The sequence below is a fragment of the Arthrobacter sp. 179 genome (assembly GCF_052379645.1).
Classification (GTDB): Bacteria; Actinomycetota; Actinomycetes; order Actinomycetales; family Micrococcaceae; genus Arthrobacter_H.
The window spans coordinates 106,077-132,521 of the sequence record NZ_JBQSYU010000007.1; the positions used below are offsets into that span (position 1 = coordinate 106,077).

The 26,445-nt window shown below is 66.7% G+C and carries 27 protein-coding genes; 10 read left to right on the plus strand and 17 right to left on the minus strand.

Going from position 1 to position 26,445, the window contains the following annotated elements; genetic code table 11:
* Nucleotides 1-11: 11 nt before the first annotated feature.
* From ACT3UE_RS06625 to ACT3UE_RS06645, 5 genes are all read right to left on the minus strand, one after another.
* On the minus strand, nt 12-1,724 hold the full coding sequence (locus ACT3UE_RS06625) for an ABC1 kinase family protein (RefSeq protein ID WP_444554982.1): 1,713 nt from the start codon (nt 1,722-1,724) through the stop codon (nt 12-14).
* A gap of 5 nt (nt 1,725-1,729) precedes the next feature.
* Entirely contained in the window at nt 1,730-2,272 is a 543-nt protein-coding gene (locus ACT3UE_RS06630; protein ID WP_444554981.1) for a PadR family transcriptional regulator, read from the minus strand.
* 176 nt (nt 2,273-2,448) lie between these two features.
* Nucleotides 2,449-2,853: a DUF3021 domain-containing protein gene (locus ACT3UE_RS06635; protein WP_444554980.1), complete on the minus strand. Its 405-nt coding sequence runs from the start codon at nt 2,851-2,853 to the stop codon at nt 2,449-2,451.
* A gap of 680 nt (nt 2,854-3,533) precedes the next feature.
* A complete protein-coding gene (locus ACT3UE_RS06640; protein ID WP_444554979.1) occupies nt 3,534-3,830 on the minus strand; it encodes a hypothetical protein in 297 nt (98 codons plus the stop codon).
* 326 nt (nt 3,831-4,156) lie between these two features.
* Entirely contained in the window at nt 4,157-4,543 is a 387-nt protein-coding gene (locus ACT3UE_RS06645) for a hypothetical protein (RefSeq protein WP_444554978.1), read from the minus strand.
* Between the two features lie 52 nt (nt 4,544-4,595).
* Here ACT3UE_RS06645 and ACT3UE_RS06650 point away from each other — a divergent pair, with 52 nt between their 5' ends.
* The 3 genes from ACT3UE_RS06650 (at nt 4,596) to ACT3UE_RS06660 (ending at nt 6,621) form a co-directional block, all read left to right on the plus strand.
* Entirely contained in the window at nt 4,596-5,120 is a 525-nt protein-coding gene (locus ACT3UE_RS06650) for a GNAT family N-acetyltransferase (protein ID WP_444554977.1), read from the plus strand.
* Nucleotides 5,117-5,857, plus strand: coding sequence for a class I SAM-dependent methyltransferase (locus ACT3UE_RS06655; RefSeq protein WP_444554976.1), 741 nt, complete (start codon nt 5,117-5,119; stop codon nt 5,855-5,857). The genes ACT3UE_RS06650 and ACT3UE_RS06655 overlap by 4 nt, the downstream gene beginning before the upstream one ends.
* Nucleotides 5,858-5,988: 131 nt before the next feature.
* Nucleotides 5,989-6,621, plus strand: a complete 633-nt coding sequence (locus ACT3UE_RS06660; protein ID WP_444554975.1) for a class I SAM-dependent methyltransferase — start codon at nt 5,989-5,991, stop codon at nt 6,619-6,621.
* On the opposite strand, the gene ACT3UE_RS06665 is transcribed toward ACT3UE_RS06660, so the two are convergent.
* Nucleotides 6,605-7,498 carry an EamA family transporter gene (locus ACT3UE_RS06665; protein WP_444554974.1) on the minus strand — a complete coding sequence of 298 codons (894 nt, stop codon included), beginning with the start codon at nt 7,496-7,498 and terminating at the stop codon, nt 6,605-6,607. The two genes, ACT3UE_RS06660 and ACT3UE_RS06665, sit on opposite strands and share 17 nt — an antisense overlap.
* An 83-nt stretch (nt 7,499-7,581) precedes the next feature.
* Here ACT3UE_RS06665 and ACT3UE_RS06670 point away from each other — a divergent pair, with 83 nt between their 5' ends.
* The gene (locus ACT3UE_RS06670; RefSeq protein ID WP_444554973.1) at nt 7,582-8,508 is read left to right on the plus strand and encodes a LysR family transcriptional regulator; all 927 of its coding nucleotides are present in this window, start codon (nt 7,582-7,584) and stop codon (nt 8,506-8,508) included.
* Here ACT3UE_RS06670 and ACT3UE_RS06675 read toward each other — a convergent pair.
* A complete protein-coding gene (locus ACT3UE_RS06675; RefSeq protein WP_444554972.1) occupies nt 8,498-9,790 on the minus strand; it encodes a CynX/NimT family MFS transporter in 1,293 nt (430 codons plus the stop codon). The genes ACT3UE_RS06670 and ACT3UE_RS06675 overlap by 11 nt on opposite strands.
* A 58-nt stretch (nt 9,791-9,848) precedes the next feature.
* On the opposite strand from ACT3UE_RS06675, the gene ACT3UE_RS06680 reads away from it, so the two are divergent.
* Nucleotides 9,849-10,400, plus strand: coding sequence for a CGNR zinc finger domain-containing protein (locus tag ACT3UE_RS06680; RefSeq protein WP_444554971.1), 552 nt, complete (start codon nt 9,849-9,851; stop codon nt 10,398-10,400).
* 48 nt (nt 10,401-10,448) lie between these two features.
* Here the strand turns inward: ACT3UE_RS06680 and ACT3UE_RS06685 are convergent, their stop codons facing one another.
* A complete protein-coding gene (locus ACT3UE_RS06685) occupies nt 10,449-11,129 on the minus strand; it encodes an aspartate/glutamate racemase family protein (RefSeq protein ID WP_444554970.1) in 681 nt (226 codons plus the stop codon).
* On the minus strand, nt 11,129-11,968 hold the full coding sequence (locus ACT3UE_RS06690) for an NAD-dependent epimerase/dehydratase family protein (RefSeq protein ID WP_444554969.1): 840 nt from the start codon (nt 11,966-11,968) through the stop codon (nt 11,129-11,131). Before ACT3UE_RS06690 ends, ACT3UE_RS06685 begins: the two co-directional genes overlap by 1 nt.
* A gap of 215 nt (nt 11,969-12,183) precedes the next feature.
* On the opposite strand from ACT3UE_RS06690, the gene ACT3UE_RS06695 reads away from it, so the two are divergent.
* From ACT3UE_RS06695 to ACT3UE_RS06715, 5 genes are all read left to right on the plus strand, one after another.
* Nucleotides 12,184-12,894 carry a hypothetical protein gene (locus ACT3UE_RS06695; RefSeq protein WP_444554968.1) on the plus strand — a complete coding sequence of 237 codons (711 nt, stop codon included), beginning with the start codon at nt 12,184-12,186 and terminating at the stop codon, nt 12,892-12,894.
* Between the two features lie 193 nt (nt 12,895-13,087).
* Nucleotides 13,088-13,339 carry a hypothetical protein gene (locus ACT3UE_RS06700; RefSeq protein WP_444554967.1) on the plus strand — a complete coding sequence of 84 codons (252 nt, stop codon included), beginning with the start codon at nt 13,088-13,090 and terminating at the stop codon, nt 13,337-13,339.
* A gap of 258 nt (nt 13,340-13,597) precedes the next feature.
* A complete protein-coding gene (locus ACT3UE_RS06705) occupies nt 13,598-14,377 on the plus strand; it encodes a hypothetical protein (protein ID WP_444554966.1) in 780 nt (259 codons plus the stop codon).
* A 71-nt stretch (nt 14,378-14,448) separates the two neighbouring features.
* Nucleotides 14,449-15,261, plus strand: a complete 813-nt coding sequence (locus ACT3UE_RS06710) for a hypothetical protein (RefSeq protein WP_444554965.1) — start codon at nt 14,449-14,451, stop codon at nt 15,259-15,261.
* Nucleotides 15,258-16,037 carry a hypothetical protein gene (locus tag ACT3UE_RS06715; protein WP_444554964.1) on the plus strand — a complete coding sequence of 260 codons (780 nt, stop codon included), beginning with the start codon at nt 15,258-15,260 and terminating at the stop codon, nt 16,035-16,037. The genes ACT3UE_RS06710 and ACT3UE_RS06715 overlap by 4 nt, the downstream gene beginning before the upstream one ends.
* 7 nt (nt 16,038-16,044) lie before the next feature.
* On the opposite strand, the gene ACT3UE_RS06720 is transcribed toward ACT3UE_RS06715, so the two are convergent.
* The 8 genes from ACT3UE_RS06720 to ACT3UE_RS06755 all read right to left on the minus strand — a co-directional run bounded on the left by ACT3UE_RS06720 (nt 16,045) and on the right by ACT3UE_RS06755 (nt 26,413).
* Entirely contained in the window at nt 16,045-18,153 is a 2,109-nt protein-coding gene (locus ACT3UE_RS06720) for an iron ABC transporter permease (protein WP_444554963.1), read from the minus strand.
* 7 nt (nt 18,154-18,160) lie between these two features.
* Nucleotides 18,161-19,147 carry an ABC transporter substrate-binding protein gene (locus ACT3UE_RS06725; protein WP_444554962.1) on the minus strand — a complete coding sequence of 329 codons (987 nt, stop codon included), beginning with the start codon at nt 19,145-19,147 and terminating at the stop codon, nt 18,161-18,163.
* Between the two features lie 82 nt (nt 19,148-19,229).
* On the minus strand, nt 19,230-20,054 hold the full coding sequence (locus tag ACT3UE_RS06730) for an ABC transporter ATP-binding protein (protein WP_444554961.1): 825 nt from the start codon (nt 20,052-20,054) through the stop codon (nt 19,230-19,232).
* A 90-nt stretch (nt 20,055-20,144) separates the two neighbouring features.
* Nucleotides 20,145-21,686: a long-chain-fatty-acid--CoA ligase gene (locus ACT3UE_RS06735; protein WP_444566460.1), complete on the minus strand. Its 1,542-nt coding sequence runs from the start codon at nt 21,684-21,686 to the stop codon at nt 20,145-20,147.
* Nucleotides 21,683-22,303 carry a TetR/AcrR family transcriptional regulator gene (locus tag ACT3UE_RS06740; RefSeq protein ID WP_444554959.1) on the minus strand — a complete coding sequence of 207 codons (621 nt, stop codon included), beginning with the start codon at nt 22,301-22,303 and terminating at the stop codon, nt 21,683-21,685. The genes ACT3UE_RS06735 and ACT3UE_RS06740 overlap by 4 nt, the downstream gene beginning before the upstream one ends.
* Nucleotides 22,300-24,429, minus strand: coding sequence for a 3-hydroxyacyl-CoA dehydrogenase NAD-binding domain-containing protein (locus ACT3UE_RS06745; protein WP_444566461.1), 2,130 nt, complete (start codon nt 24,427-24,429; stop codon nt 22,300-22,302). Before ACT3UE_RS06745 ends, ACT3UE_RS06740 begins: the two co-directional genes overlap by 4 nt.
* Nucleotides 24,430-24,483: 54 nt before the next feature.
* Nucleotides 24,484-25,677, minus strand: coding sequence for an acyl-CoA dehydrogenase family protein (locus tag ACT3UE_RS06750; RefSeq protein WP_444566462.1), 1,194 nt, complete (start codon nt 25,675-25,677; stop codon nt 24,484-24,486).
* A gap of 109 nt (nt 25,678-25,786) precedes the next feature.
* The gene (locus ACT3UE_RS06755) at nt 25,787-26,413 is read right to left on the minus strand and encodes a phosphoribosylanthranilate isomerase (RefSeq protein WP_444566463.1); all 627 of its coding nucleotides are present in this window, start codon (nt 26,411-26,413) and stop codon (nt 25,787-25,789) included.
* Nucleotides 26,414-26,445: the final 32 nt, after the last annotated feature.

The window sequence follows — 26,445 nt, forward strand, 5'->3', positions numbered from 1 at the left end:
AGCTTGCCGCCTCAGGGCCGCCGGCGCCCCGCCCACAGTCCGGTGAGCAGCGGAACGGCAGACCCGATCATCAGGACGTTGCCCAGCACCACGTCGTCGGGACGGACCAGGGATCCGGCGATGAGCACGGCACCGAAGACCAGGACCGCCACCGCCCGTTGGATGGTGCGCTGCAACCCTGCGACTTGGCGTTCCAGCCGGGGGCTGGCCACCGAGAGGGTCCCGTCTTCGATTCCGGTGATGAGGCCATCCAGGCGTTTGGGCAGCCCCACGGCGACCTTGGCGACATCGAGCCCCTCGCGGGCGACGTCCTGCACGAAATTTCCGCGCTCGTCGCGCAGCAGCTGCCCCGCATAGGGCTCCACCGAGTCCCACAAGTTGAACTGGGTATCTAGCGTGCTGCAGACGCCCGAGGTCAGGGACATCGCCCGGATGATGAGGAGGAAGTTCTCCGGCAATTGGAACGGCAACGACCTGACGACGTCCCCGAATTCAGTCGCGAATTCACGAAATTCGCGCGGGTCCACGTCCTTCAGCTCGGCGAAGCCCATCCCCCCGAAGCGGGCGAAAAGCTGCGTCATGGCCCGCTCCAGTTCGCCCGTATCGGTCGAGGGCACCAACACCCCCACGTCGCCGATCGCGGCTACGAGCCCTTTACCGTCCCGGGAGGCTGCGGCGATCAGTAGTTTCCGCAGTCCGCTTCGTGTACTGGGTGGAACGTCCCCCATCATGCCGAAGTCGATGAACGTCAGCTTCCAAGGGTGCTCCGCAGAGGAGTCGCCGGTTGGGGTGACGAAGATGTTTCCGGGGTGGGGATCGGCATGGAAGAAACCGTTCGTGAACATCTGGTCGAACATAATCGAGGCGAAAACGGGGGCCACCTGTGCCGGATCAATGCCTGCAGCACGAAGCGCCACGGCATCGGTGATCTTGATGGCGGTGACGTCCTCCAGGGTGAGGACGCGGCGGGCGCTTCGCTCCCAGACCACGGCAGGGACCGCCACCCGATCGTCCTCTGCGAAGTCCGCGGCGAAGCGCTCGGCATTGGCCGCTTCCTGCAGATAGTCGATTTCCTCGCGGCTCGTCTGGGCGAACTCTTCGACCAATGCCGGCATATCCGCGCGCTTGGAGACCAGGCGCACATGGCTGAGCCAGCCGCCGACTTTGCGCAGGGCCGCCAAGTCTATGTCGACAATGGCCTCGATGCCGGGTCGTTGAACCTTCAGCATCACCGTGTCGAAACCGGTATCGGCGGCCAGGCTGGGAACCAGCCGTGCCCGGTGCGCCTGCCCGAGAGAGGCTGCGGCAATGGGTGTCTCCTCGACGGCGGCGAAGACCTGCTCCAGCCCGGCACCCAACTCAGCCTCGGCAAGGGCCCGGATCGCGGGGAACGGAACAGGAGGAACCTCGTCCTGCAGACCTTCCAACTCGGCGGTGATCTCCGGCGGAAGGACATCGAGCCGGGAAGACATGAACTGCCCTACCTTGATCATCAAACCGCCCAGTTCCACCGCAAGCCGATGGAAACGCTGCGCAAAGCGCCGCATCCTTTCGGTCCGCCCCCGGTCCGCCATCCATCTGAGCCCGATCCGTGGAAGGAACAGTTCGAACCACCAGGTCACCACCAGGTGCCAGGCCGCGAAACGCAGGATGCGCCGATAGCGGGCACGGGTGTTGCCGGCCCCCGCCACCGGATCTGCCCGATCCCGACGAACCGACGCCACCCCCGTCAGCCCTGGGCGAGGATCGAGTAGAGCCGACGCCGGGCCTCGTCGAGCACCGTCACGGCTTCCTGCACCTGTTCCGGAGTTCCGGTGCGACCGACCTGCGACGCTGCCTGGGCGAGTTCCACACCGGCCTTGGGAAGCGCCGCGAAACCTGAGCCTGAGGCTGCCCCGCTGGTCTCCCAGGGAGCCGGCTCATCGTTGTCAGCGACGTCTTCCCGGCCCGCCTCGGTGAGCGAGTAGATCTTGCGTCCATTGGATTCCTCGGAACTGATGAAACCCTCGTCGGCGAGTAACTGCAACGTGGGGTAGACGGAGCCGGCACTGGGCTTCCAGCTACCACCGCTGCGCTCTTCGATTTCGCGGATGATCTGATATCCGTGCATCGGGCGCTCTGCGAGCAGGGCCAGAACCGCTGTGCGCACCTCGCCGCGTCCGGCACGCGTGCCCGGGCGTTTCCCGAATCGTGCTCGCAGCTCTTCCACGGCCTGCCACATACCGTCCATGTTGTTGCCGTCGAATCCACCTGACGGATATGAATTACGCATTTTGGTCTCCTTCGGGAATCGCCAACGATGTACAGCGATACTCAACGATATATCGCGATACACGCAAAACCAAGGGAATTAGCCCCCGCTATCCAGCTCCGCACAAAATGAAGGGCCCGCATCCCACGTACCCGAGGACCTTCTGGCGATCCACGCCCACGCTTGGGGCGCTGGCCTTATTGAGGGCTGGCCGACGTGCTGCCTCGTTTTTGAAGACGCGGAACGACGATACCGAAAACACAATACGCAAGAACCCAGGCGACGAGCCCGATAACCAGGAAGTACCCTCCGATGACCAGAATGTCCGTAGCTGTTTGTGCGGGGAACCAGCCACTCAAGCACAGAGCGGGAAAAACCGTCAGGGCCATCACCAAAAAGTGAATAACCGTCTGGCGCCTCAGGGTCCACGCTTCAACGTCGTAGATCACCGAAGCCGCCATGACCGAAGCAACGATGACACCGACAGTCAGCGTGCCGCGTGCGTCTGATGTCTGGTCCAACGCCGCCAATCGCGCCGCAATGCCCGACATGAGCACGAGCGGAATACCGCCCCGTAGCGCTGCTTTCCCCCAGAGCTTCATGACTCAATCGTAGCCGGAGTGGCAATCCCGGGTCGGCCGTCCATAGCTGAAGGAGCGAAGAAGTTCTGGACGAAAACCACGCGCGGATCGGCGCCCTCCCGAAAAACGTATTCGCTTCCAGCGCTCTCCGGTATCTTGTCCTCCATGGTCCTCAATGTGCATGAGCGAAAAATCGCCGCACCCCCAGCAGTGGTCGCTGAGTTGATCGATTCACTGGCCAGCTCCAATGATCGCCTCTGGCCCAGCAATGACTGGCCTGCCATGTGCCTGGACCGAGGACTCGAGGTAGGTTCCGCCGGCGGGCACGGCCCGGTCCGCTACACCATCGAGCACTACGAACCGGGCCGACGGGTGAAGTTCCGGTTCACTGGTCCGGAGGGCTTCCACGGACACCATTCCTTTGCGGCCTTCAGTAACTCAACCGACTCAACGCTGCTTCGACACGAACTGTTCTTGAGGCCGCGGGGTATCGCACTCATCACCTGGCCGTTGTTCTTCAGGCCCCTCCACAACGCCCTAGTGAAAGAAAGTCTGGATCGCGCCGAACGGGAATGCGGTGCTCCAGCCAGATCGCCCTCTCGTCGAACTTTGTGGACCAGAGTGCTTCGGGCCGCACTCTCGCAGCCACTCACACCGCACCGAAAGAACAGCTAAGGAATCCTGGGCCCCGGGGTCCGTGTTCAGCGTGACGAATCCTCCGTGGTTAGGGTTTCGATCTGCGCGCGCGGCAGGAAAGCAACATAGACACAGATCGCGGCGATAAATAGGAACACGAAGCACAGCAAGCCCCAGCCCACCGAATCGCTCGAGGCCTCGTAGGGCACAACGCCGACGATGGCCAAAATACTGGCCACCGCAAAACCAATCAAACCGAAGCCACCGGCCTCAATCCCGACGGCGATGGATTTCCCGGTTTGAAACCAATGGCTTTCCTTCAAGAAGCCCCTTGCTGTCGCACCACCAATGATGAACGCCACCGCTGCGAGGGAACAGGCCCCTACCAGCAGCAGTGAAAGAGAGCCATATTCGACGCTGTCGGTGCCGACATGGACAACGGCCCGACTCGGTAGCCATGGGCCCCAGACCAGATAGAGGAGGGGGACTAGGACGATGGAGCTTGCGGGGGGCAACGATCAACAAGGCAATTACCCTGCTTCTGCCACTAGTCCGCGAGGACTTAGGTCCGTCAGGAAGTTCAGTCATTTCCCGCTACATCCCCTCTGTAGTGGCCAAGCATCTGCAGCTTCGGCCATCGTATGGCACGGATCAGCGGCGAAAAGCCTTCCGCACCTCGCAAGCTTCTTTACGATTCGCCAACCACCGTGATGAGGTAGCTGTTGATGTCGGCGACCTTCGCTGATTTCGCCGTGCTTTTGAAACGCAGGACATGGCAGAACGCGGTTTCCGTCCCATCGGCTAGCCGCAGGACCCCATCGACCCCGGCACCACGTCCGTGCGTCAGGAACGTTCCAAATTTCAGCTCGTCAACCGGGGGAAGGGCCAACGCCAATTCCCGGGCTGCCGCGCGCCCGGTCACGGTCTGCCGCCCGACCACCGTCCAGGAAACTTCCTCGTCGAGCACTGCCTCAAGGTGTTCGACGTCGCGTTGCGCGAGGGCGACCACCAGATCCCTGAGGATTTCCTTGCGCGGGGAATTTCCGCAGTCCGGTTCTTCGTCAATGGTGACCATGCGCCGAGTGTACCCAGCATCGCCCGCCGGACCCTCGTCGTACCATCGGTCCATGGCCCTTCGAATTCGCCCTGCGACCCCGGCCGACGCGGCATCGATCGAAGCGCTAGAGAACGACGCCGACCGGCTCTTGATCGACTGGTTGTCCCCTGCTCATTGGCCCCCTGCCCCTTCCGGTGCCTCCAGACTTTCAGCGGACGGATACCTTCTGGTTGCCGAAGAGGGCAGTCCACCCGCCATTCTCGGCTTCGTTCATGTCCTGGAAGTCGAGGGGCTGGCCCATCTGGAACAACTGTCGGTGGCCCCCGCACATGGCCGGCAGGGCTATGGCCTACTCCTCCTTAATGCTGCCCTCGCTGAAGCCCGGGTACACGGATATGACCGGGTCTCCCTACGGACCTATGCCGACGTGCCCCGGAATGCACCGTTCTACTCCCGAGCCGGTTTTGTCGAGGTGCTCCCCGCGACCGACTTCCACCGTGGCTTGATCGATACCGAAGAGGATCTCGGGCTGCCTGGCTACGGCCGCAGGGTCCAGATGACGGCATCGCTGAACGACCGTACCGTGGGGCCATGACTTCACCATTGACCGGCGAACAGCTCACCGCCCTCTACGACGCTGAGAACCCGTGGTCGGTGGACGACGCGTTCTTCCTCACCGTCATCAACGAGCTCCCGAGCAGCCAGGTTCTTGATCTGGGATGCGGCACTGGACGACTCACCCGGGCCGTCGCTGCCGATGGTCATCACGTCGTCGGCATCGATCCGGATGCCGAGGCCCTTGATGCCGCACGGAGGAAACCGGACGCCGAGAACATCAGGTGGGTTCACGGAACATCAACCAGGATCCCCGACGGGGTTCTCTTCGATACCGCCATCATGACCTCCCATGTGGCCCAAGCCATTAGCGACGAGGCAGCCTGGGCCCAAACCCTTGAAGGTCTTCATTGGGCACTGGTCCCCGGCGGACGTTTGATCTTCGATTCCCGCGATCCTGCGGCCCGTGTCTGGGAGCGGTGGACTCCGGCCAACACGCGGGATACCTACACACTCCCCGATGGCACGACCGTCGAAACGTGGATTGATTGCACTGTCCCTCGCGACGGGCTGGCACTTCTGACCGAACACCGGCTCCGTCGCGGCCGTGAGGAAGAGACCGCCACGCTGATTCTCTCCTTCCGCACTGAAACACAGCTGCGCCAGGATCTCGCGGTAGCAGGGTTCACTCTCGAACAGGTGCTCAGCGGTTGGGCTGGCGAAGTCATCGGGGAAGGCCAGGGTGAACTGATCGTGATCGCCCGCAAGCGAAGCTGAACACGCGCAAGGACCGGGGCTGTGGCTGTCGCTGGGCCACGACAGATCCATTCGCCCCTCGTGCCCTTGGGGGCCTGGCTTGCGGGCACTCACAGCTCCACGGTTCAATGCCCCCATGTCAGACTGGGTCGATGATCCCCCAGCCCGACTACCTCAACTACGCAGCGAAGATGCGGCACCTCGTCCTGTCCGGCGTCGATATGGAGGTCGAGGCCCGGTTCCTCGACATGATCAGCGGTCGCGGCGCCCGGATCCTCGACGTCGGCTGTGGGATCGGCACTGCCGTTGCTGCCTTGCGCGGCAGAGGCCATGCGGCATACGGGATCGATCCCACCCCCGCAGTCCTCGACGTGGCAGTCGAGCTCTACGAGCCCTCGTGGTTTCGTCCTCTCGGCGCCGTGGAGATCGCCCCGTCACAGCTGGTTCGCCAGGGTCTCCCCGGCTCCTACGATGTCGTGCTCATGTCGGGAAACGTCCCGGCGTTCCTCTCCGAAGCAGAACTCGAGGAAGTCATCGGGCACGTGGCCGAACTGTTGGATCCCGGTGGAACGCTGGTCATCGGAACCACCAGCGCGATCCGCGGCGGGCCCGGAGACCAGGATCAGGCGGCGGCATCAGCCGGCCTGAAGCTGGTTCAGCGCTATGCCGACTGGCATCTGGGCCCGTTCGACGCCGGTTCTCCTTGGTCGGTCGCTGTTTTCTCGGCACCCGGCACGCCGGATCCGCCTCAGGGACCCGACGGGATCTTCATCCTGCGCCGATGACCGCGTCGGTTTCGAGGTTCGTGCGTCGTTGGCCCGTCCTGGTGGCGCCGATCCCTGCGGCGATGACCAAGACGATCCCGATGACCGCTGCCGGACGCGGGACCTGGTCCAGGATGGTCAGCCCGATCAGCACGGCGATCGCCGGTTCCAGACACATCAGGGTCCCGAAGGCGGCGGTGGTCAGCTTGCGTAGGGCCAGCATCTCGAGGCTGAACGGAATGACGGGCAACAGCAGGGCCAGCCCGAACCCCCAGAGCAGGATCGGCCAGTCCAGGTTTCCGAGAACGGAGGGCCCGACCGCGAGCGTGGCGACGATCCCGGCCACCGGCATCGAGATCGCCAAGGCACTGATCCCCGAAACAGCGTCACCGGCCTTCTGGGTAAACAGTACGTAGCCGGCCCAGCAGGCGGCAGCACAGAGCGCGAAGAAGATCCCCACCGGGTCCGTGGCGCCCAACCACGGTTCGGTCAGCCCCAGGACGCCGGCCCCGGCGACCAAGGCCCACCACCGGGCCGGGCCCCGGCCCTGGACGATGGCCACCGACAACGGCCCGAGGAATTCCAGGGCGCTGGCAGTACCCAACGGAATCCGTTCGATGGCGAACATGAAGAAGATCGTCACCCCTCCGGTCGCCACCCCCAGCAAGGCACTGGTCCCCAAGGCGGCCCGGCTGTACGTGACCTTCCACGGCCGTCCCACCACGACCAGGATCACCGCCGCCCAGGACAGCCGCAGCCACGCGACCCCGGCTGGACCCAACGTGTCGATGAGTCCGACGGAGACGGCCAACCCCAACTGGACGCAGACCATCGCGGCGAGCGCCATGAGCGAGCCGGTGCCTGCCGAGTTCTCCGCCAGGCGGGGTGAGGAGTTCATGGGTCCATTGGAACGGAAACACTCCGTCAACGTCCACGTGACAATCCACAACGGATCATCCAGCATTCCTGCACAATAGAAGAATGGAAACCCGGCGTCTGCAATATCTCTACGAACTCTCCCGCATGGGCTCGATGCGCGGGGTCGCCGATCTGTTGGGGACCACGACGTCCACGGTCTCCCAGCAGATCGGTTTATTGGCCCGGGAGACCGGCGCCCGGCTCCTGGAGCCCGACGGTCGCGGGGTGCGGCTGACCCCGGCGGGGCGCCGTCTGGCCGATCATGCCGAGGCCATCCTGACCGCCGTCGATTCGGCGCGCCTGGATCTGGTTCCGGGGGCGGCCCCCTCGGGGACCCTGCGAGTGGCCGGTTTCGCCACGGCGATCCGCACGACCTTGATGCCGATCATCGCCGAACTGGCCGAGCGCCATCCCGGCATGGACATCATGGTCTTCGAACACGAACCGGCGGAGGCGCTGAAACTCCTCGGCGTGGACCAGATCGATCTGGCCCTGACCTATGACTACAACTTGGCGCCCGACCAGGTCGACGCGGGGGTGGACACCTTGCCACTGTGGAGCACCCCGTGGGGCCTCGGCGTACCGACGGCCGCCGCCCACCGGTTCGGGTTCCTTCCCGCCACAGGCACCCAAGACAGGTCGGGGACCACCGCCCCGGATGCGGCCACGGTCTTCTCGGCGTTCCGCGACCACGACTGGATCGGGAATTCACGCAATATCGCCGACGAGACGGTGCTGCGCATCATCTCCTCGATGGCCGGATTCGAACCGGCGCTGCGCCACCAGTCCGACAGCCTGGACCTGGTCGAGGACCTCATCCTGGCTGGTCTCGGCGTCGGGTTGCTCCCCAGAAACCGGCTGCCCCGGAAAGGGATCACCATCCTGGAACTGCATGATCCAGAGGTCAGGCTCCGCGCCTTCGCCCGCATCCGGCGCGGTCGCAGCGCCTGGCCGGCCCTGGCACTGGTCCTGGAACGGATCAGTGCTTGACGTAGCCGCTGCGCCCCGCCACCATCCCCGCCGGGAGTTGGACGACCAGGGCCACGAGCAGGACCCAGAGCAACGTCGTCCAGCTGCCCGTGAGGTCGTGCAGCACCCCGGCCAACAGCGGTCCGCTGGCCGACATGGAGTAGCCGATGGTCTGGGACATGGCGCCCAGTTCAGCGGTTGCCGAGCCGCCGCGGGCCCTCAGCAACGGCAACGAGAAGCCGACGCCGGTCATGATCCCGAAGCCCACGCCCATCAGCAGCATCCACAGCAGGGTCGGCCCGGTGGGCGCCACCAAGACACCGATGATCCCCGCGACGGTCAACAGGGTCCCTGCCACGGCCCCGCCGATCTGCGAATGGTGGCGGGCCACGGCGATCGAGGAGATCAGGGCCGGAACGATGGCCGCCAGGTTGGCGATCGACAGGGCGTTGCCGGCTGCGGCGGCAGGCATCCCCGCATCCATGAGGATCACGGGCAACCAGGCGTTGGCCGTATAGAAGACCAGGGAGAGCACCGCGAAATACACGGTCACCGCCCAGGCCAACGGCTGGCGCCAGACGGAGACCCCGCCGTCGTGCGTTTGAAGGTGTCCGGCACCGGTGGCCGGTTGCTTGCTTCCGCGCAGGAAAGGCATCCAGACGACCAGGCCGATGATCGGCAGGACCCCCCAGAGGGCCAGCGCACCGGACCAGTCCAGGCCCAATGCGCGCTGCAGCGGCAAGGTCAGGCCGGCGGCCGCTGCCGGGCCGGTGAACAGGGCGGTGGTGTACAGCCCGGTGAGGATCCCGGTGCGTCCGGCGTAGTCGCGTTTGATCAGGGCCGGGAGCAGGACGTTGCCGAAGGTGATGCCCACGCCGACCAGCGCCATCCCGGCGAAGAGGAATCCGGTGCCCGGCAGCATCCGCAGCCCGGTGCCGGCCAGGATGATGACCAGTGCACCGGAAATCGTGCGTTCGATGCCGAAGCGGCGTCCGATCCGTGGTGCCTGGGAGGAGAGCAGGACGAAACTGAGCAACGGGGTGGAGGTCACCAGCCCGGCGATGGCCGAGGAGAAGCCCAGCGATTCCTGGATCTGCCCGATCAACGGGGCCACGGCGGTGATCGGCGGGCGGAGGTTCAGGCCCACCACGACGACGGCTACCGCGGCGAACCACAACGGCACCAGCGAACGGTGCGGGGCCGCGGAGGGCTCCTCCGGTGCCGTTCCGGCGCCGGGTTGGGCGGTCGATGGTGCAGCGGTCGATGGTGCGGCGGTCGATGGTGCGGTCTCTGCTGGGTTCATCGTCGTCCTTCGGTGGTGGGGCCCGACCAGCCTAGAAGGACCCTGCTACCCTTTCAACATGGCCAATAACGAGTTTGAGCATTACAAAGGGTGGGCGGTTGACCTCGCCGTCGACCTCGTGAACACGGCGGCGACCGATGATGACCGGCTGCGCGATTCGGCGGACGTGGCCGAACTACTGGCCAGACACCATGTGGCGGCGCGCCGCCCGGCCACCGACGACGATGCCGCCCATCTGCGGGCCGTCCGGGGGCAACTGCGCGTGGTGATGGACGCCGCCGAGATCGGCCAGGCCGCCCCGGCACTGAATTCCCTGGCCGCCGAGGGAGGGTGCACCCCACGGCTTTCCAACCATGACGGGCACGACTGGCATCTGGACCACCACATTCCGGGAGACCTGCTGTGGCGGCACGTCGCCGCCGAATGCGCTGCCGGACTCATGGACTTCATCCTGCGGCATTCCCCGCGACGGCTGCGCAGCTGCGCAGCATCCGACTGCTCCCGCTACTTCGCCGACCGCACCCGCAACGCCTCGGCACGTTTCTGCCCGCAACGCGGCTGCGCGAACAGGACCCGGGTGCGCAGGCACCGCCAGGCCAGGGAACTGTAATGCCCTAATCTTCCGCCGGGGCGTTCCCCGGTGGTGAAGAACACACCCTCAGAGGCGTTCGCGGATCAGGGCGCAGGCACTGGGGATGGGTTCGATGATCTCCACGGCACCGCCCGTGGCCAGCCGACGGGCCGCCTCACTCAACGGTCCCCCGGCGATGATGACGGCGCGGGCGCCGGCCGCCCAGGATCGAAGTGCCGCGCTCTGCAGTTCGGCGAATTGTGCCTCGGGGTCGGTGGCCAGCTGCAACGGGCCCGCGGCAGTGGTCTCGACCCCGCAGAAAAGCCCCGCCTCGGCATGCTCGTCGGCGAGCCGTTCCAAAGAGGAAACCAGACGAGGAGTGGTGGTGGCCATCCCGAACCGTCGGCCGCCCCGGGCCGCGGCCAGGATGGATGCCTGGCCGATGCCGACGACGGGGATCCCCAGTTCCCGGGCCAACCGGCCACGGCCCGGGTCCCCGAAAGCCGCCACGACGACGCCGGCCACCCGGCTGCCTTGGTCCGAGGCCAGGATCTCGTGGACGGTGCGGCAGACTTCGGTCGCTGCCTCGGCCAGGGCCCCGGAGTCCAGGATCATCCGTGGTCCGGAGCGGGCCGTGACCGCGCGCAGTTCATATCCCGAGCCGGCCAGCTCCCGCCCGGCGATGTCGGCCATCAGGGCGGTGGTGTCCTCGTTGGTGTTCGGATTGACCAGCAGCACCAGGCCGCCGGTTCCGGCCGGGGTGGTCATCACGGGTGGCGGACCCCGGACCCCTCGAGCACCGCCGCATAGCCTTCCCGGTAGCTCGGATAGGAATACGTGTAGCCGCTGGCACGGAGCAGGTCGCCCCGCAGGCGTTTTCCTGCCGGCTCCCCCGGGTTCGGTGCTTCCTGCCAGGGCATCCCCAGGCGTCCGGCGAGGAAGGAGAGCACCTGCAGCTGGCTGACCGGCTCCTCGTCGACGCCCAGATACAGCGGGCCCGGCGCATCCACGGCGGTGGCCAGATGCACGATCGCTCCTGCCGCGTCGTCGCGGTGGATGCGGTTGGTATAGAGCCCGGGGACGGACGGGTCGACCTCCCCGGTGCGTACCTGGTCGATCAGGCGCGTCCTGCCGGGCCCGTAAATACCTGACAGGCGCAGCACGGTGCCCTGGGGGGCACGGGCGGCCAGCAGCTCTTCGGTTTCACAGAGCACCGCGGCCGTGGCTGTTGGCGGATCCACGGGGCTTACCTCGTCCATCCATGCCCCGTCGACGTTGGGGTAGACCGCCGTGGAAGAGACCAGAATGATGCGTTCGGGGCGCACACCGTCACGTTCGAGTGCATTCAGGACGTTGGCCAGCCCCTCCCGGTAGACCTGCCGGTAGGCGTCCGCGTTGCGTGCCCCCGCCGCCGGCGCCACGACCACGATGCTGGTGTCAGCCGGCACGGGAGGCAATTCGCCGGTCAGGTCCGCGACCACCGGCTCGATGGCCCCGGGCAGCACCTCGGGCGAACGCCGCCAGCCGACGACGCGATGTCCGAGCGCGGCGAAGCGTAGTCCTGCTTCGGTCCCCACATCGCCACATCCGGCCATCAAAACAGTCATGTTTGGTTTTCTCCTTGAAGAAGTTTCGGGCCTTCCATCCTATGCGTGGTGACAAACTCCAGGCTTCGGTAGACCACCCGGAGGACCGTTGACGACTTCAGATGGTCACGTACTCGTGGGTAAGCAGATTTTTCCACCCGTTCTACATAGGATGCGGATCATCACGTCTTGTGTCCCGGGCCGCCGAGTACCGGGAGGTCACTCCAGGGGAAACGATGAACTTTTCACCACGCCGTCCCGTGGCACGCTGCGTCGTGGCACTGGTATCGCTGGTCCTGTTCACGGCCTGCGCCGCACCCGCACCCGGACCCCATACGCCACCCCCCGAGAGCACTACCGCCACCCCGAGTGCCGCGGCCACCGATTCGACCCGGATCCGGATGCTGGTGCGTTCCGTGGCCGATGGCTATTTCGAGTTCGAGGCGCCACCGACCTGGACCGTGGAGAAGCTGGAGGTCGATCCCCTGCTGGCCCACCGCCCCGAGGCCGGCCACCTCCGGGTCCTGAATGAAGAGGGCAAGGTCATGGCGGAGTTCGTCTCCGGCGACGCCCCGATGGCGGAGGCGGAAACCGGCGATCAGGACCGGCCCTACACCAGGTTCGATTCGGCCCCGACGTTCATCGAGGACCACGCATTCGTCTACGACGCACTGGGCAAGGACGGTTCGGACGCCTCGATGGCCCTGAGCCCGCAGGAGGAATCCGATGATGAAGTCTCCGCCCTGCCCCGCCGCTTTTCCTATGTGGGCGGCAGCGGCGTGTTCCGCCGGGAGATCGGACCGGATACCCCGCTGGCCGGGGTGTCTTCGAAGCTGAAGGGGACGAAGCGGCTGGAGGCCTACACCCGCACCCAAGAATACCTGCAGATCAAGGCGATGCTCACCTCGCTGCAGCAAGCCAAGACGACGCATGTCTCCCCGCCGTGACTTCCGGGTCCGTCACCGCATCCCGGCTGCACTACCCCGCCCTTCCAGAGTCATGAACTCATCCCCCTTGATTCTCCTCATCAGTCGCCTCCGGGCGCGCGGCCCGTGGCGGATGACCGGCCTCCCCCCCAACTGAGAGGCGTAGGCTGAAGCCGCGGTTTTCTTTCACTGTGGGGGGGCAGCGAGCATGGGCATGAATTCGAACATCGATATCGCTTCGCTGAATATTGCTGAGCTCACGAGCCTTTCGATCCTCATCGTCGTGCTCACCGTGGGCGTACTCGTTTGTTCTGCACGCATTGCGGTTCGGAACAAGTACCGCAAGCTCGACGAGAGTTCCTTCGGGCCCGGGGTTTCCACGGCTGAAGTCGAGAATCATCAGGTACCCACCCCACTGATGAACCGGGCCACTGGATCCACTGGTACCGGCAGGAGGAGTCCCTGATCGGTGCATCCAGGTGACCCATTGAACCCAGGTCGGCTCGCGGGACCTGCCCCGCGCTGTGCGTTACTCGCCCGTCATGGTGCGCCGGGCACCTCCCTGCCCTGTCGGGTGGACGTTGACGACGGCGGACTGATGATCGAGTTCCGTGCAGTTCCCATCAAGACCCCGGGCAGCCAAGGTCGCCGACCGAGCGGCCTGGCAGTAGCGTGGAGAGAACCAGCCTCCGGGCACCTCGACCAGCGGGAGTTCCACCCAATAATGAAAGTCGCAGCCTTCCTCGTCGCCACCATCGCCGGCACCCTGGCCGTCCTGTGCGCGACCTACGGTGCAGGCCAGGCGGCCCCGGGGTCGCCGGTGCCTGCGATGGTGGCCGGCCTGGGCCTGCTCGTGGTCCTCGGCTCGCTGTTCTGGTGGGGATTCCGGCGGGCCTTGTCCGTGGCCAGCATCCGACGCCGCGAGGGTTCCGCCCTGTTCTGGACCGCCGAGGCCCGGCAGCTGGTCGGCCATAAATTCGCCCTGGTCGGCGCCATCCTCGGCACGGGGCTGGCCGTCAGCGTCATCGCCTTCGCCCTGACCGGCGCCACCGATCTGTCCCCCGAAGCGTTGGGGTCCCTGTCCTTCCAACTGCAGATGGTGTTTGTGGTGGCCGGCCTCACGACCATCATCGTCACGTTCGAGTTGAACAGCGCCCTGCGCAACGCCGCCGAAGCCGCCCCCGGGGAGATGCCCCGGATCAACCAGGCGGTCCTGGGCGGCAAGGACGTCGACCTCACCGACCCTCAACGGCGTGCGGCGAACCGCATGGCGCTCGTCGTCCCGGTCGTCCTGCCGTTGCAGAAATTCGGGTTGTTCTACCTCTACGGCTATTTCGCCACCGCCTTCATCGAGACGCTCCTGACCGGTGAACGCCAGGTGATGCCCGCCGTGCTCCTGGTCTTCATGGGCGTCGTCGTACTCATCTACCTTCCCCATCTGGCCCGGCAGATCCGCCATGCCAGCCATTACGCCCGCACCAACACGCCCCAGCCCGCCCACTGAACGCCCAGACGCCCGGGGCACGAGGCCTACCCTCGGCCCCATCGCCGACCCACGGGAGAACAGTCCTCCAGATGAAACCCACCCTCTTCCAACTCCACCTCCTGCTGGCAACGCCCGTGGTCCTGCTCGGGACCCAGGTCGCCGGCCAGCTGGCCCCGGCCTCCCCGGCTCCGGCCCTGTTGTCCGGCTTGGGCCTGTTGCTGCTGTTCGCGGCGCCGCTCTGGTGGCGGCTCAGGCATGCCTTCTCGGAACCCAACCCATTGGGTGGCGGCCCTCCGGAGCAGATCTGGACCGCGGATACGGCCTCTGAGGTCTTCGCCCGTAATTTCGCCCGGACCGGAATCCTCCTCGGGGTGGCCCTGGCGATCAGCGTCATCGTCTTCGCCCTGACCGGTGCCCACGAGCCACCGGACCAGGCGTTGGAGGTGCTCTCCTACATCGTCCAGGGGCTCTTCGTGTTGACGGCCTTCACGCTCACCATCACCTCCGTGCCGTTGGATACCGCCTCCCATGACGCGGTCGGTGACTCCCGGAAGTCCATGAAGCGGATCAACCAGGTGGCCTTGGGCGGCAAGGACCTCCCCCTCACCGAGCACGATCGACTGGTGGCCCTCCGCGTGGCGATCGTGGCACCGCTCAGGCTGCGTCTACGGGGCTTCGGCATCACCTTCTTCCTCGCGTTCCTCGCCGTGGGCTTCGGCAGGAACATCGCGCTGGGCGAGGGCGACATCTTCGACTTCCTCCTCCCGGCCCTGCTTCTTCTGCTCGCCCTCATCCGGATCCCCTATGTGGCCGGGCAGTTACGTCGGGCCCGCCACTACGCCAGCGAAAACCTTCCCCGTCCTCTCGCCGAACGCTCAAGCGCCAACGTGGAGGACCGATGAAAACGTGGTTCTTCCTGACCTACACCATCAGCGGAACCGTGCTCGTCCTGTTCGCGGCCCTGGGCGCCGGCCAGTTGGCGCCCGGGTCCCCGGTTCCTGCCCTGGTGACCGGGCTGGGGCTCTTGGTGATCCTGGGGTTCCCGCTCTGGTGGCGGCTCAGGGATGCCTTCTCCACACCGGACCCGCTGCGTGGCGGACGGGCCATCGCCTCCTGGTCGGAAGCCACCCCGGTCATCTTCGCCCGCAGGTTCGCCCTGATCGGCGCCGTCCTCGGCGGTGGGCTGGCGATCAGCGTCGCCGTCTTCGCCTGGTTCGGCGCCACCGATCCACCCGCCGCGGCGTTTGAAACACTGCTCGGGTACCTCCAGGCGCTGTTTCTGGCCGCCGCCTTCACGGCCATCTTCTCCGCGACGTCCGTGGGGCAGGCACTGCTGCGTGCCGCAGGAAACAGCCAGGAGCAGTTGAAAAGGATCAACCAGGTGGTCCTGCGCGGTCGGGAGATGGACCTGGACGGACAGGAGCAGATCCACGCCGCCCGCGTCGCCTCGGTCCTGCCGGTGTCCGTCCCGTTGCAGACCTACGGTTTCGGTTACCTCTTTGCCTCGACGGGCACGATCTTCGCCCGCCAAGCCCTCGTGGGTCAGGGCGGTTTCTTCGGTATCCTCTTCCTGATCCTGCTGGTGATCTTCGTGGCGGTTCTGGTGCCCCGCACCATGCGCCAGGTGCGCAAGGCCCGCCGCTACGCCAACAAGCACGCCGGTCTGCTCGCCGAATGAAACTGCCCTACCGTTGCCCCGCCTTGGACCTCCACAGCAGATACACGAAATAGGGGGTCCCCACCAGGGCGGTCATGATGCCCGCGGGGATTTGCGCCGGGGCGATGACCGTACGCCCGATCGTATCGGCCAACACCACCATGCAGGCCCCCAGCAACGCGGCAACCGGCAGAACCCGGGCATGGCGTGATCCGACCAGGCTCCTGGCCGCATGCGGTGCAACCAGACCGACGAAGGCAATAACCCCCACCGATGACACGGCGCCGGCCGTCAGCATCACGGCCGTGGCGAGCAGGACCAACCTCGCCGGGGCCAGGCTGATGCCCAAGACCCGCGGCGAATCGTCATCTACGGCCAGCAGGTCCAGGTCACGACGCGCCCCGGCCAGCACCGGCAGCGCGAGCAGCAGCGCCACCAGGGGCGGCAGCACCGAGTCGAAGCTGCGCCCATAGGTCGAGCCGGAGAGCCAGGTCAACGCCTTGGCCTGGTTATGCGGGTCGGTGGAGACCAGGATGATGGCCACCAGGGCCGCCAGCCCGGCGGAGATCCCGACGCCGATGAGGACCAACCGGTTTTGTTGCAGCCCACCGCGGAAGGCCAACCCGAACACCAACACGGCGGTCAGGGTCGAACCCGCCAGCGCCGAGCCGGTGATCAGCCAGGCCCCGGCCAACGGCACCGTGGTGATCACCGCAATGGCCGCCAGTCCCCCACCCGCGGAGACGCCGAGCAAACCGGGTTCGGCCAAGGGATTACGTGAGATGGCCTGGATCAGGGCGCCGGCGAACGCCAGGGCGGCCCCGGCCAACAAGGCCACCACAACCCGCGGCAGCCGGGTGTTCAGGACGGCGGTGACCGTCGGGCCCGCGTTCCCCATCAGCCAGTTCGACAGATCCCCGAGCAACAGTTTTGCGTCCCCCAGCAACGCCCCGGCCCCGAGCAAGCCCACCAGCAGGACCACGAGCCCGGCCACCACCGCCAGATACCTGGCCGGAGACCTCAGCTTCGCCAGGGTATCGCCCATCATGGCCGTTCCGGCATCTCTCATCCGGTAGGCCAGCACCACCAGGAACACCGCCCCGAACACCGTGGTGACGGCTCCGGTGGGCACCTCCACCCCGGCTGCGGCCCCCAGGATCAGGCGCACCAGCACATCCGCACCGATCACCACGATGGCCCCGACCAGTCCGGAGACCGGCAGCAACGCCCGGTGTCGTATGAGTCCGTCGACCCTCGTGGCCAGCAACCTCACGATCGCCGGGGCACAGAGCCCGACGAAGCCGATGGGGCCGGCAATGGTGACCGAACAGGCGGCGAGCAGGACCGCCAGAACGACGGCGGCAATTCGTCCGGCCCGCGGGTCGGCTCCCGCCAGCCGGGAGGCATCATCGCCCAGCGAAAGCAGATCCAACCGGCGGGCCAGCAGGAGCAGACCCACCGCACCGAGCAGGATCAGCGGGGAGAATTCGCGTAGATCGGTGCTGCTGGTATGCCCGATGCTGCCACTGCCCCAGGCCAGCAGCCCGGTGGTTTCCTGGTTGAAGAGCAGCAACAGCGCCGAGGTCACCGAGGACAATCCCAGCGCGATGGCGGTTCCGGCCAGCACCAGACGCATGGGCCCGCCGCTGCCGGAACCTCCCGCCCCGGAGAGCCCCAGGACCAGCAGGGCGGCGGCCAGACCGCCGATGAAGGCCAGCCCGCCGGAGGCCAGCGAAGGCAGGGCCACCCCGAAGGCCGCGACGGCGACGATGACCAGATGGGCCCCGGCGTCGACCGCCAGGGTGTCCGGGGAGGCCAGCACGTTGCGGGTGGCCGATTGCAGCCCGGCCCCGGCGAATCCCAGCGCCACCCCGACGAGCAACCCGGCCAGCAACCGCGGAATGCGTGAGGCCTGCAGGACGGCGGTCTGCTGGTCGGTGCCTTCCCCGCTCAGGATCCGCAGCAGATCGGCCGCCCCCACGGTGGCGGTGCCCTGGCCCAGGTGGATCAGCCCCAGCAGGACCAGCAGGCCCAGCCCGCTGGCGGCGACCACGGCGATCCCCCGGCCCCGGCGTCCCGGCGTCGTCCGCCGTTCTGGGTCCTGGGGCGGGGAGGCCCGTTCGGTGTCGAGACTCATCCGGCGTTCAGGAAGCGGTGAGGGTGGAGACCAGGGACTTGACGTATTGCGTCATCGAGGAGGGGCCGCCGAACATCCAGATCCCGTCATCGAGGCGCTCCACGTTCCCGTCCTGGACGAAAGGCAGTGACGTCCACACCGCATTATCCTTCAGCGCGTCGGTGAAGTCCCCGTCGACGGGGCTGCCGATGTAGACAAAATGGTCGGTTTTTAGTTTGGTCAGCGCCTCGACGTCGGTCGTGGCGAGCCCATAGGCGGGGTCGCCCTCCAGGGTCCATGGTGCTTCCAGGCCCAGCTCGGTATTGATATCCGTCAGCAACGATCCTGCGGGATAGGGCCTCAGGGACACCTGGCCGTCGGCGACCCAACCGTCGGTGAAGGCCACGCGGGCCCCGTCCAGCCCGGCATCTGCGAGGGTGTCCCGCCCCTCGGCGACGGCCTTTTCGTAGTCGTTGATGGTCGCCGCGGCGGCTTCCTCGGTGCCGGTGGCCTGGGCGATCAGGTCCAGGTTCTCGGTGGCCTGGTCGATTTGCCGGCTGGCATCGGCCGGGGTGATCACGAAGACCGGGGCCAGGTCCTCGAGCTGGGCGATGACGTTCTCCGGCAGATCCGTGGTGGCCACGATCAGATCCGCGTCCAGCGAAGCAACGGTCTCGAAGCTGGGCTCGCCCCGGGTGCCGATGTCGGTGACCGTATCGTCCAGGGGTTCGGCTGTCACCCAGTCGGTGTAGCCCTTGACGTCGGCCACCCCGACGGGCATCACTCCCAGGGCGACCAGGTCCTCCACGACAACCCATTCGGTGCCGACGACCCGGGTGGCCGGCGCGTCGAGTTCGATCTTTTTTCCACGGGTGTCCGTCAGGGTGACCGGGCCGGCGGACTCGGCCGGGGCCTGACCGTCAGCGGTGCTCCCGGCGGGTTCTTCGGTGGTACCGCAACCGGTCAGCAGCAGGGTCGCAGTGGTCAGGATGAGCAGGGGGCGCAGGAGCTTCATGGGGCAGGGGTTCCTTCGGATCGGTGGTCGGAGGCAGGGGTGTTCCACCGCCGGGGCGGGCGGCGGGCGTGAAGCCGGCAGGTTAGACGAGCGCGCCGGCGCGTTTGCCGAGGGCGTGGGTGCGAAGCCGTCCCGTGAACGGGTCGGTATGGGTGACGACGTCGATGCCGTAGACCCTGCTCAGCAGCCCGGATTCCAGGGCTTGCTCGGCCGGGGCGTTGGCGAGGATGCGGCCTTCGGAGAGGACGGCGATGCTGTCGGCAATATCGGCGGCTTCGTCGAGGTCATGGAGGACGACGCCGATGGCCACCTGATGGTCGCGTGCCAAATCGTGGATCAGGTCGAAGATTTCGACCTTATAGCGCAGGTCCAGATGGTTGGTCGGCTCGTCGAGCAGCAGGATCGAGGTGTCCTGGGCCAGGCAGCTGGCCAGCCAGACGCGTTGGAGCTGACCTCCTGAGAGTTCATGGACACCGCGGTTCGCCAGCTCGGTGATCCCCGTCAGCTCCATGGCGTGTTCGATCGCTGCCGCCCCGTCGGGGTCGGCCGCCCGCCAGCGTCCCCGATAGGGGTGCCTGCCGAATTCCACGACGTCGCGCACACTGAGCCCGTTCGGGACCGGACGGCTTTGCGCCAGCAAGGTCACCCGTTGGGCGAACTCACTACGTTTGAGGGCCAGGGCATCGGTGCTGGCACTGGCTTCTTCCAGCTGCAGGGCCCCTGACTCGGCATCATGCAGCCGGGCCAAAGCGCGCAGGAGCGTCGATTTGCCGCTGCCGTTGGGGCCCACCAGCGCCAGGATGCGGCCGGGTTCCAGCGTGAGGAACGCATGGTGGACGACGTCGGTGCTTCCGTAGCGCAGGTTCAACCCGTCGGCCGTGAGCATGACATTAGGTTTATTGGACATCACGCAAACATATTAGCTTAGGCTCACCTTACTGACCAACCTGTGGTGTGATCCGCATCGGTGTGGGAACCCCATGCCCGGAACCGTGAGCTACTCCCCCGCCACATCGCGGCGCAGTTCGCGTTTGAGGATCTTATGGCTGGGCCCCAGCGGGAACTGGCCGACGAAGCGGATGCGCCGCGGGTATTTATGCTTGGCCAGCCGGGTCCTGCTCCAGGCGATGATGTCCTCCGCGGTGGGCTCTGCGCCGTCGTCCCCGGTATCCCTGATGACCACGGCACAGATCTCCTCGCCGCGTTCCTCGTCGGGAACCCCGATGACCGCTACCTGCTCGATGCCGGGGCAGCGGGAGAGGACCTCTTCGACCTCTCGCGGGTAGACGTTGAATCCGCCGCGGATGATGACGTCCTTGGTGCGGTCGAGCACCGTGATGAAGCCGTCGTCGTCCATGGTGCCCAGGTCCCCCGTGCGGAACCAGCCCTCGATCATCGCCGCTTCGGTGGCTTCCGCGTTGCCGAGGTAGCCGGCGAAGACGTTATGCCCGCGCACCAGGATCTCACCCAGTTCGCCATGGGGCAGTTCGGCAAGGGTCTCGGGGGTCGTGCGGTCGCTGATCATGACGTCGACACCCCAGATCGCCGGCCCCACGGTGCCCGGTTTCACACCGGCGTTAGGGGTGTTCGTGGAGACCACCGGTGAGGTTTCCGAGAGGCCGTAGCCCTCAAAGATGGTCACGTCGAAGGCGGCGTTGAACCGCTCCATCAACGTCTGCGCCATGGCAGCTCCCCCGGAGACGCAAAGCCTGAGTCTCAGTAGTTCGGATTCGCCCTCGGCGGAGGCGAGCAGCTGGTGGAACATGGTCGGCACACCATGGAAGACGTCGACCTGGTGCTCGCGGATCAACCCCAGCGCCCCGGCGCCGCTGAACCGGGGCAGCAGCACCAGGGTGGCGCCGAGCCGGAAGACTGCGTTCATGCTCGCGGTCTGCCCGAAGACGTGGAAGAGCGGCAGGCAGCCCAGCGCCACGTCGTCGTAGTGGACGTCGTTGGCGTCCACCGCCGATACGGTCGCGTTCATCACCATGTTCACCTGCGTCAGGATGGCCCCCTTGGGGGTGCCGGTGGTCCCCGAGGTGTAGAAGACGACGGCGGGGTCCTCGGCTTCACGCGCCACATAGTGGGCCAGCTTCGCCGGTTCCAGTCCAGCGTCCAGGCCCGGGTCTTCCGCGTCCTGCTGTGGCCAGGTGCTGGTCACCACCGGGATCCCCACTTCCGCGGCCGCGGGACCTCCGACCGGCAGGAAGGAGGGGTGGCAGATCAGCATCGTGGCGCCACTGTCGGCCAGCACGTGCACGACCTCCGGGACGGTGAGCAGCAGGTGGACCGGTACGACCACCCCGCCGGCGGCGAGCACGGCATAATAGGAACGTGGGAAGTCCACGACGTTGGGGCTCATGATGGCCACCGCGTCACCGGCGCGGATCCCGGCACCGGCCAACGAGGCCGCCTGTTGAAGCGCTTGGCCCCATAGCTGTGCGTAGGTGTAGGACGTTCCTTCGCTGATCACTGCCGTCTTCTGCGGATACTTGCGCGCCGACCCTTCCAGAACGGCGGCGAGGGATAATGCTGTCATGCCGGGTTTTTCTTCCTGGGATCCGATACGGATGGGGCTGCCAGCAGGGCGGCCACCGAGGTTTCCAGCACTGCTCTGGCGTCGGCAACGGAACGTTCCAGGTACTGGCGCAGCAGTTGCCAGCTGGCCCAGTCGGAGACGACGACCAGGGCCGCGACGAGTCGTTCCCGCTCCCCCGCCTCATGCCGATCAAGTTCTTCGGCGAAATGGGCTTCGATTTCTGCGCGAATTCTCTCCAGGTTCTGACGCAGATTCTGTTGCAGCACGGGTGAGAAGGGGCGTTGCACATCGGCTGCCCGCGCCAGTGGTGCCAGTTCCTCCAAGGCTGCGGCCCGGTGGCGCGCGTAGGCCTGGATGCGTGCGGGCAGGCCGGTGCCCTCGGGCGGCGGGGTGAAGGCCGAGGCCCGGTCATCGAGTTGTCGGCGGGCGGAGGCGGCCATCACCGCCTCCATATCGGTGAAGTGGCCCCAGAGCGTCCGGGGGGACACCCCCGCGCGTTCAGTCACCTGGCGGGCGGTGGGTTTGAGTTTCCCGTCGGTGATCAGCCCCAAATGGGCGTCGACGATCTGGGAGCGGGTGCGTTCGGCCCGGGCGCTGCGGCCGTCCACGTCGTTCATGCTCGACCATTTCCCGGGGCGCCCTGGCCGTCCGGGGTCGCCTCGGTCAGCCAGGGGGCCGGTTCCAGCGTCGGATCCCCGGTGGCCCGGGCGTGCTGGCGGAGCCGATCGGCGATCCGGGCGCACCCGATCTGCTGGGCGTAGAACATGGGCCCTCCCCGGTGGGCGGGCCAGTTATAGCCTTTGACCCAGATGAGGTCGATGTCCCCGGGGCGTTCGGCGATGTCCTCGGCGAGAATCCGGGCACCTTCGTTGATCATCGGGTAGAGCAGCCGTTCGAGGATCTCCGCGGAGTCGATTTCCCGGCGTTCGATCCCCTGTTCGGCGCTGGCAGCTTCGATGATGTCGGTGACTGCGGGGTCCTCCTGACGCTCACGGCCCTGGTAGGCGAAGAAACCTGCTCCGGTCTTTTGCCCGAACCTGCCGGCCTCGCAGAGCGCGTCACTGACGGCAGCTGTGGTGCCCCGGGCCTGGCGGTTGCGCCAACCGATATCCAGCCCGGCCAGATCGGCCATGGCAAACGGGCCCATGCGGAAACCGAAACCGGTCAACGCGTCATCGACCTGCCCCGGAAGCGCCCCTTCCAGCAATAAGGCCTCGGCCTGGCGGGCGCGGACTTCGAGCATCCGGTTGCCCACGAACCCATGGCAGACCCCCACCACGACGGGGCATTTGCCCAGCCGCCGGGCCAAGGAAACCGCTGTGGCGAGAACCCGGGTCTCGGTGGCCTCCCCCCGGACGACTTCCACCAGTTCCATCACATTCGCGGGGCTGAAGAAGTGCATTCCCAGCACGCGGCCGGGATGGGCCGTGGTGGCGGCGAGTGCGTCCACATCGAGGTAGGAGGTGTTCGTGGCCAGTACTGCGTCCTCGCTGGCGTGGGCATCCAGTCGGGCGAAGATCTCTTTTTTGACGTCCAGGTCCTCAAAGGCCGCTTCGATGATGAGGTCTGCCGAGGCCAGGTCGGCGTAGTCGAGGCTTCCGCTGATGCGAGCAAATTGTTCGTTGGCCCTCTGGGGGCTGCGGCTGCCGTGGGAGACCGAAACGTCCAGAGTCGCCCGGACCTGGGTCAGGCCGCGGTCCAGGGCTTCGGCAGAGGTTTCCACCACGGTGACCGGAACCCCCGCGGTGGCCAGGGCCAACGCGATGCCCCCGCCCATGGTCCCGGCACCGATGACTCCGGCACGCCGCACGTCGCGGGCGGCTGTTTCTCCCGGGGCGGTGGCGAGGGCCCGGGGCGTGCGGCTGGCCCGTTCGGCGGCGAAGAGGTGGCGACCGGCCGCCGATTCGTCGCTGGCCAGCCGCTCCAGGAACTTCTCGCGTTCGAGCTCCGCCCCGGCGTCGAATCCCTGCTCGATGCCTGCGGCGAGGGAGTCCACTGCCGCCCGGGCCGCGAAGGGGTCCTTGGCCTTGCGCAGTGCCGGGGCCGCGAGGCGTTCGATGGTTCCCGGAACGGCTGAAGCTTCGGCGATCCGCCGGTTCAGGTCACGGGTTCTGGTGGGGGGCGTCGACTCGGTTCCGGGCTCCTCGTCGAGCCGGGAAGCCGCCCAGGCGACGGCGGCACAGGAGAAATCCCCACCATCAAGAACCGCGTCGATGAGCCCGTCACCTTCGGCAGTGGCTGCACCGACGCGCGTTCCGGTCAGGATCATGGCCAGTGCCCGTTCGGGCCCGACGAGTCGCGGCAGCCGCCCGGTGCCGCCGGCCCCCGGGATGAGCCCCAAGGTGATTTCCGGCAGCCCGACCAGGGCCTCGGGGTGGGCGACCCGCCTGTGGGCGGCCATCGCCAATTCCAGCCCCCCGCCCAGGGCCACCCCGGAGATGGCTGCGGTCACCGGCAGGGCCAACGACTCGATCCGGTCCACGAGTTCGGGCAGCGAGATCCCGTCGGTGGAGCCACCGAATTCGGTGATGTCGGCGCCGGCGGAGAACGCCTTCTCCGTGCCCGTGAGCACCACGGCGCGCACACCTGACAGATCCGCCACGTCATCGAGGGCCTGGGCGATCGCCGTGCGGGCCGCCTGCCCCAGGGCGTTGACCGGCGGAGCCAACAGGGTCAGCAGGACGACGTCGTCGTGCCGGGAGAGGGCGACCCGGGGCGCGGGGCGGGAGCTGCGGTCGGTCATGGAGCCCTTCCGGTGGGGTGCAGGTACTGGCAGGCTATTGATTCGGCGGCAGGGTTATTTGAAGGCTGAGATGCCGGTGATGTCCCGGCCGACCAACAACGACTGGATCGAGTCGGTCCCTTCATAGGTGCTGACAATGTCCATATCGGTCAGATGCCGGGCGATATGGCGTTCGATGAGTACACCGTTCCCGGCGAGCATGTCCCGGGCCTCGTTGCAGATCCATTTGGCCTTCTGCGCGGTGGACATCTTGACCATGGAGGCCATCGGACCGGTGAGTCGGTCGGTCTCTGCCAGCTCGGCCATCCGGGTGCACATCAATTGCATGGCGGTGAGCTCGGAGAGCATATTGGCCAGCTTGTTCTGCACCAATTGGAAGCTGGCGATCGGTTGGCCGAATTGTTCGCGCTGACCGGCGTAGGTGGCGGCGATTTCGTAGGCGGCCATGGCGTGGCCTACCGCTTCCCAGGCGGCGCCGCCACGGGTTGCGGTGAGTACCCGGGAGACATCGCGGAAGGAGTGGCAGTTCTCCAGTTGGTTGGCCGCGGGAACGCGCAGTTCCGAGATCACGATATCGGATTGCCGGATCGCCCGTTTGCCCATTTTCCCGGTGATCACGGTGGGTTCGTATCCTGCGGGGTAGGTACCGTCGTCGTTCTTCTCCATGACGAATCCCTTGACCTGGCCGTCGGCCGCGTCACGGGCGAAGATGACGACGATATCGGCGGCATCCCCGTTGCCGATCCAGCGCTTATGCCCGTTGAGGACCCATTCTCCGCCCTCGCGGCGGGCGCTGGTTTCCAGGGCAACGGAGTCTGATCCGTGCTCTGGTTCGGTGAGCGCGAACGCCCCCGTGCGCTGAAGCGTGGCCATCTCCGGCAGCCAGCGTTGGCGTTGTTCCTCGCTGCCGAGCATGGCGATGGTCCCCATGCCCAGCGATGAGTGCACGCCGATATAGGTGTTGATGGAGCCGTCGCCGCGGGAGATTTCGCGGGCGACGATTCCTGCCGCCCGGCGGCTCAACCCCGGGCACCCGTACCCTTCGATGGTGCCGCCGATGATGCCCAGGCCCGCCAGCCCGGGGCGTAGCTGGTGCGGGAACTCGGCCCGTTCCCAGTACCCGTTGATGATGGGCAGGACATCCGTATCGACGTAGGCTCGGATCCTGTCGCGCAGGGCGATCTCCGCATCGTCGAGTTCCTCGTCGAGCAGGAAGTAGTCGCTGGTGACCGTCATACCGTTTTTCACGCTGCCATCCTGTGGTGGGGGGAACTGGCGGGTCGAGCAACCCGAACAATTTGCACACTAACTGCAAATTGTTTCTCGGGCAAGGGTTTTCGGTGGACCGGCGACCGTCTCAGCCGGCCGCCGACCGTGCTGCGGCGATGAAGGCGCGGATCAACCCGGTGTCCTTGACCCCGCGCCGGGATTCCACCCCGCTGGAGACGTCGGCGCCCGTGGCCCCCGAGCTGTTCAGCAGGGCCGCGACATTGTCCACGGTGAGCCCTCCGGCCAGCAGCCAGAATCCCTCAGGGGCCCGGCCGGCCAGCACCGAGGGGTCGAAGGTCTCACCGGCCCCGGGGTCGACGGCGTCCAGCAGGATCCGCTCGGCGGCCCACTCGGCGCGATCGGCCGAGGACAGGGCGGCATACGCCGGGGCGGAGAAGGCCCGCAGGGTGCGATAACCAGCCTCCTGGGCGGCGCGGATATCGGCCAGGGGTTCATCACCATGCAATTGGACGGTGGACACTCCTGCCGCTGCCGCGGTGGACAGGACGACATCGAGGGGCTGGTTGCGGAAAACCCCTACGGTTTCGACCGTTGCGGGGACGTCGTTGATCAGTTGGCGGACCACCCCCGGCTCCACGGTCCGCACACTGCCGGGGGCGAAGATGAATCCCAGGGCATCGGCCCCGGCCTGGACGGCGGCAGCCACGGTTTCGGGCGTGCTCAACCCGCAGATCTTCACATAGCGTTCGGTCATGTCCGGGCTCCGCTCCTCGCCTCCGCCCGGCA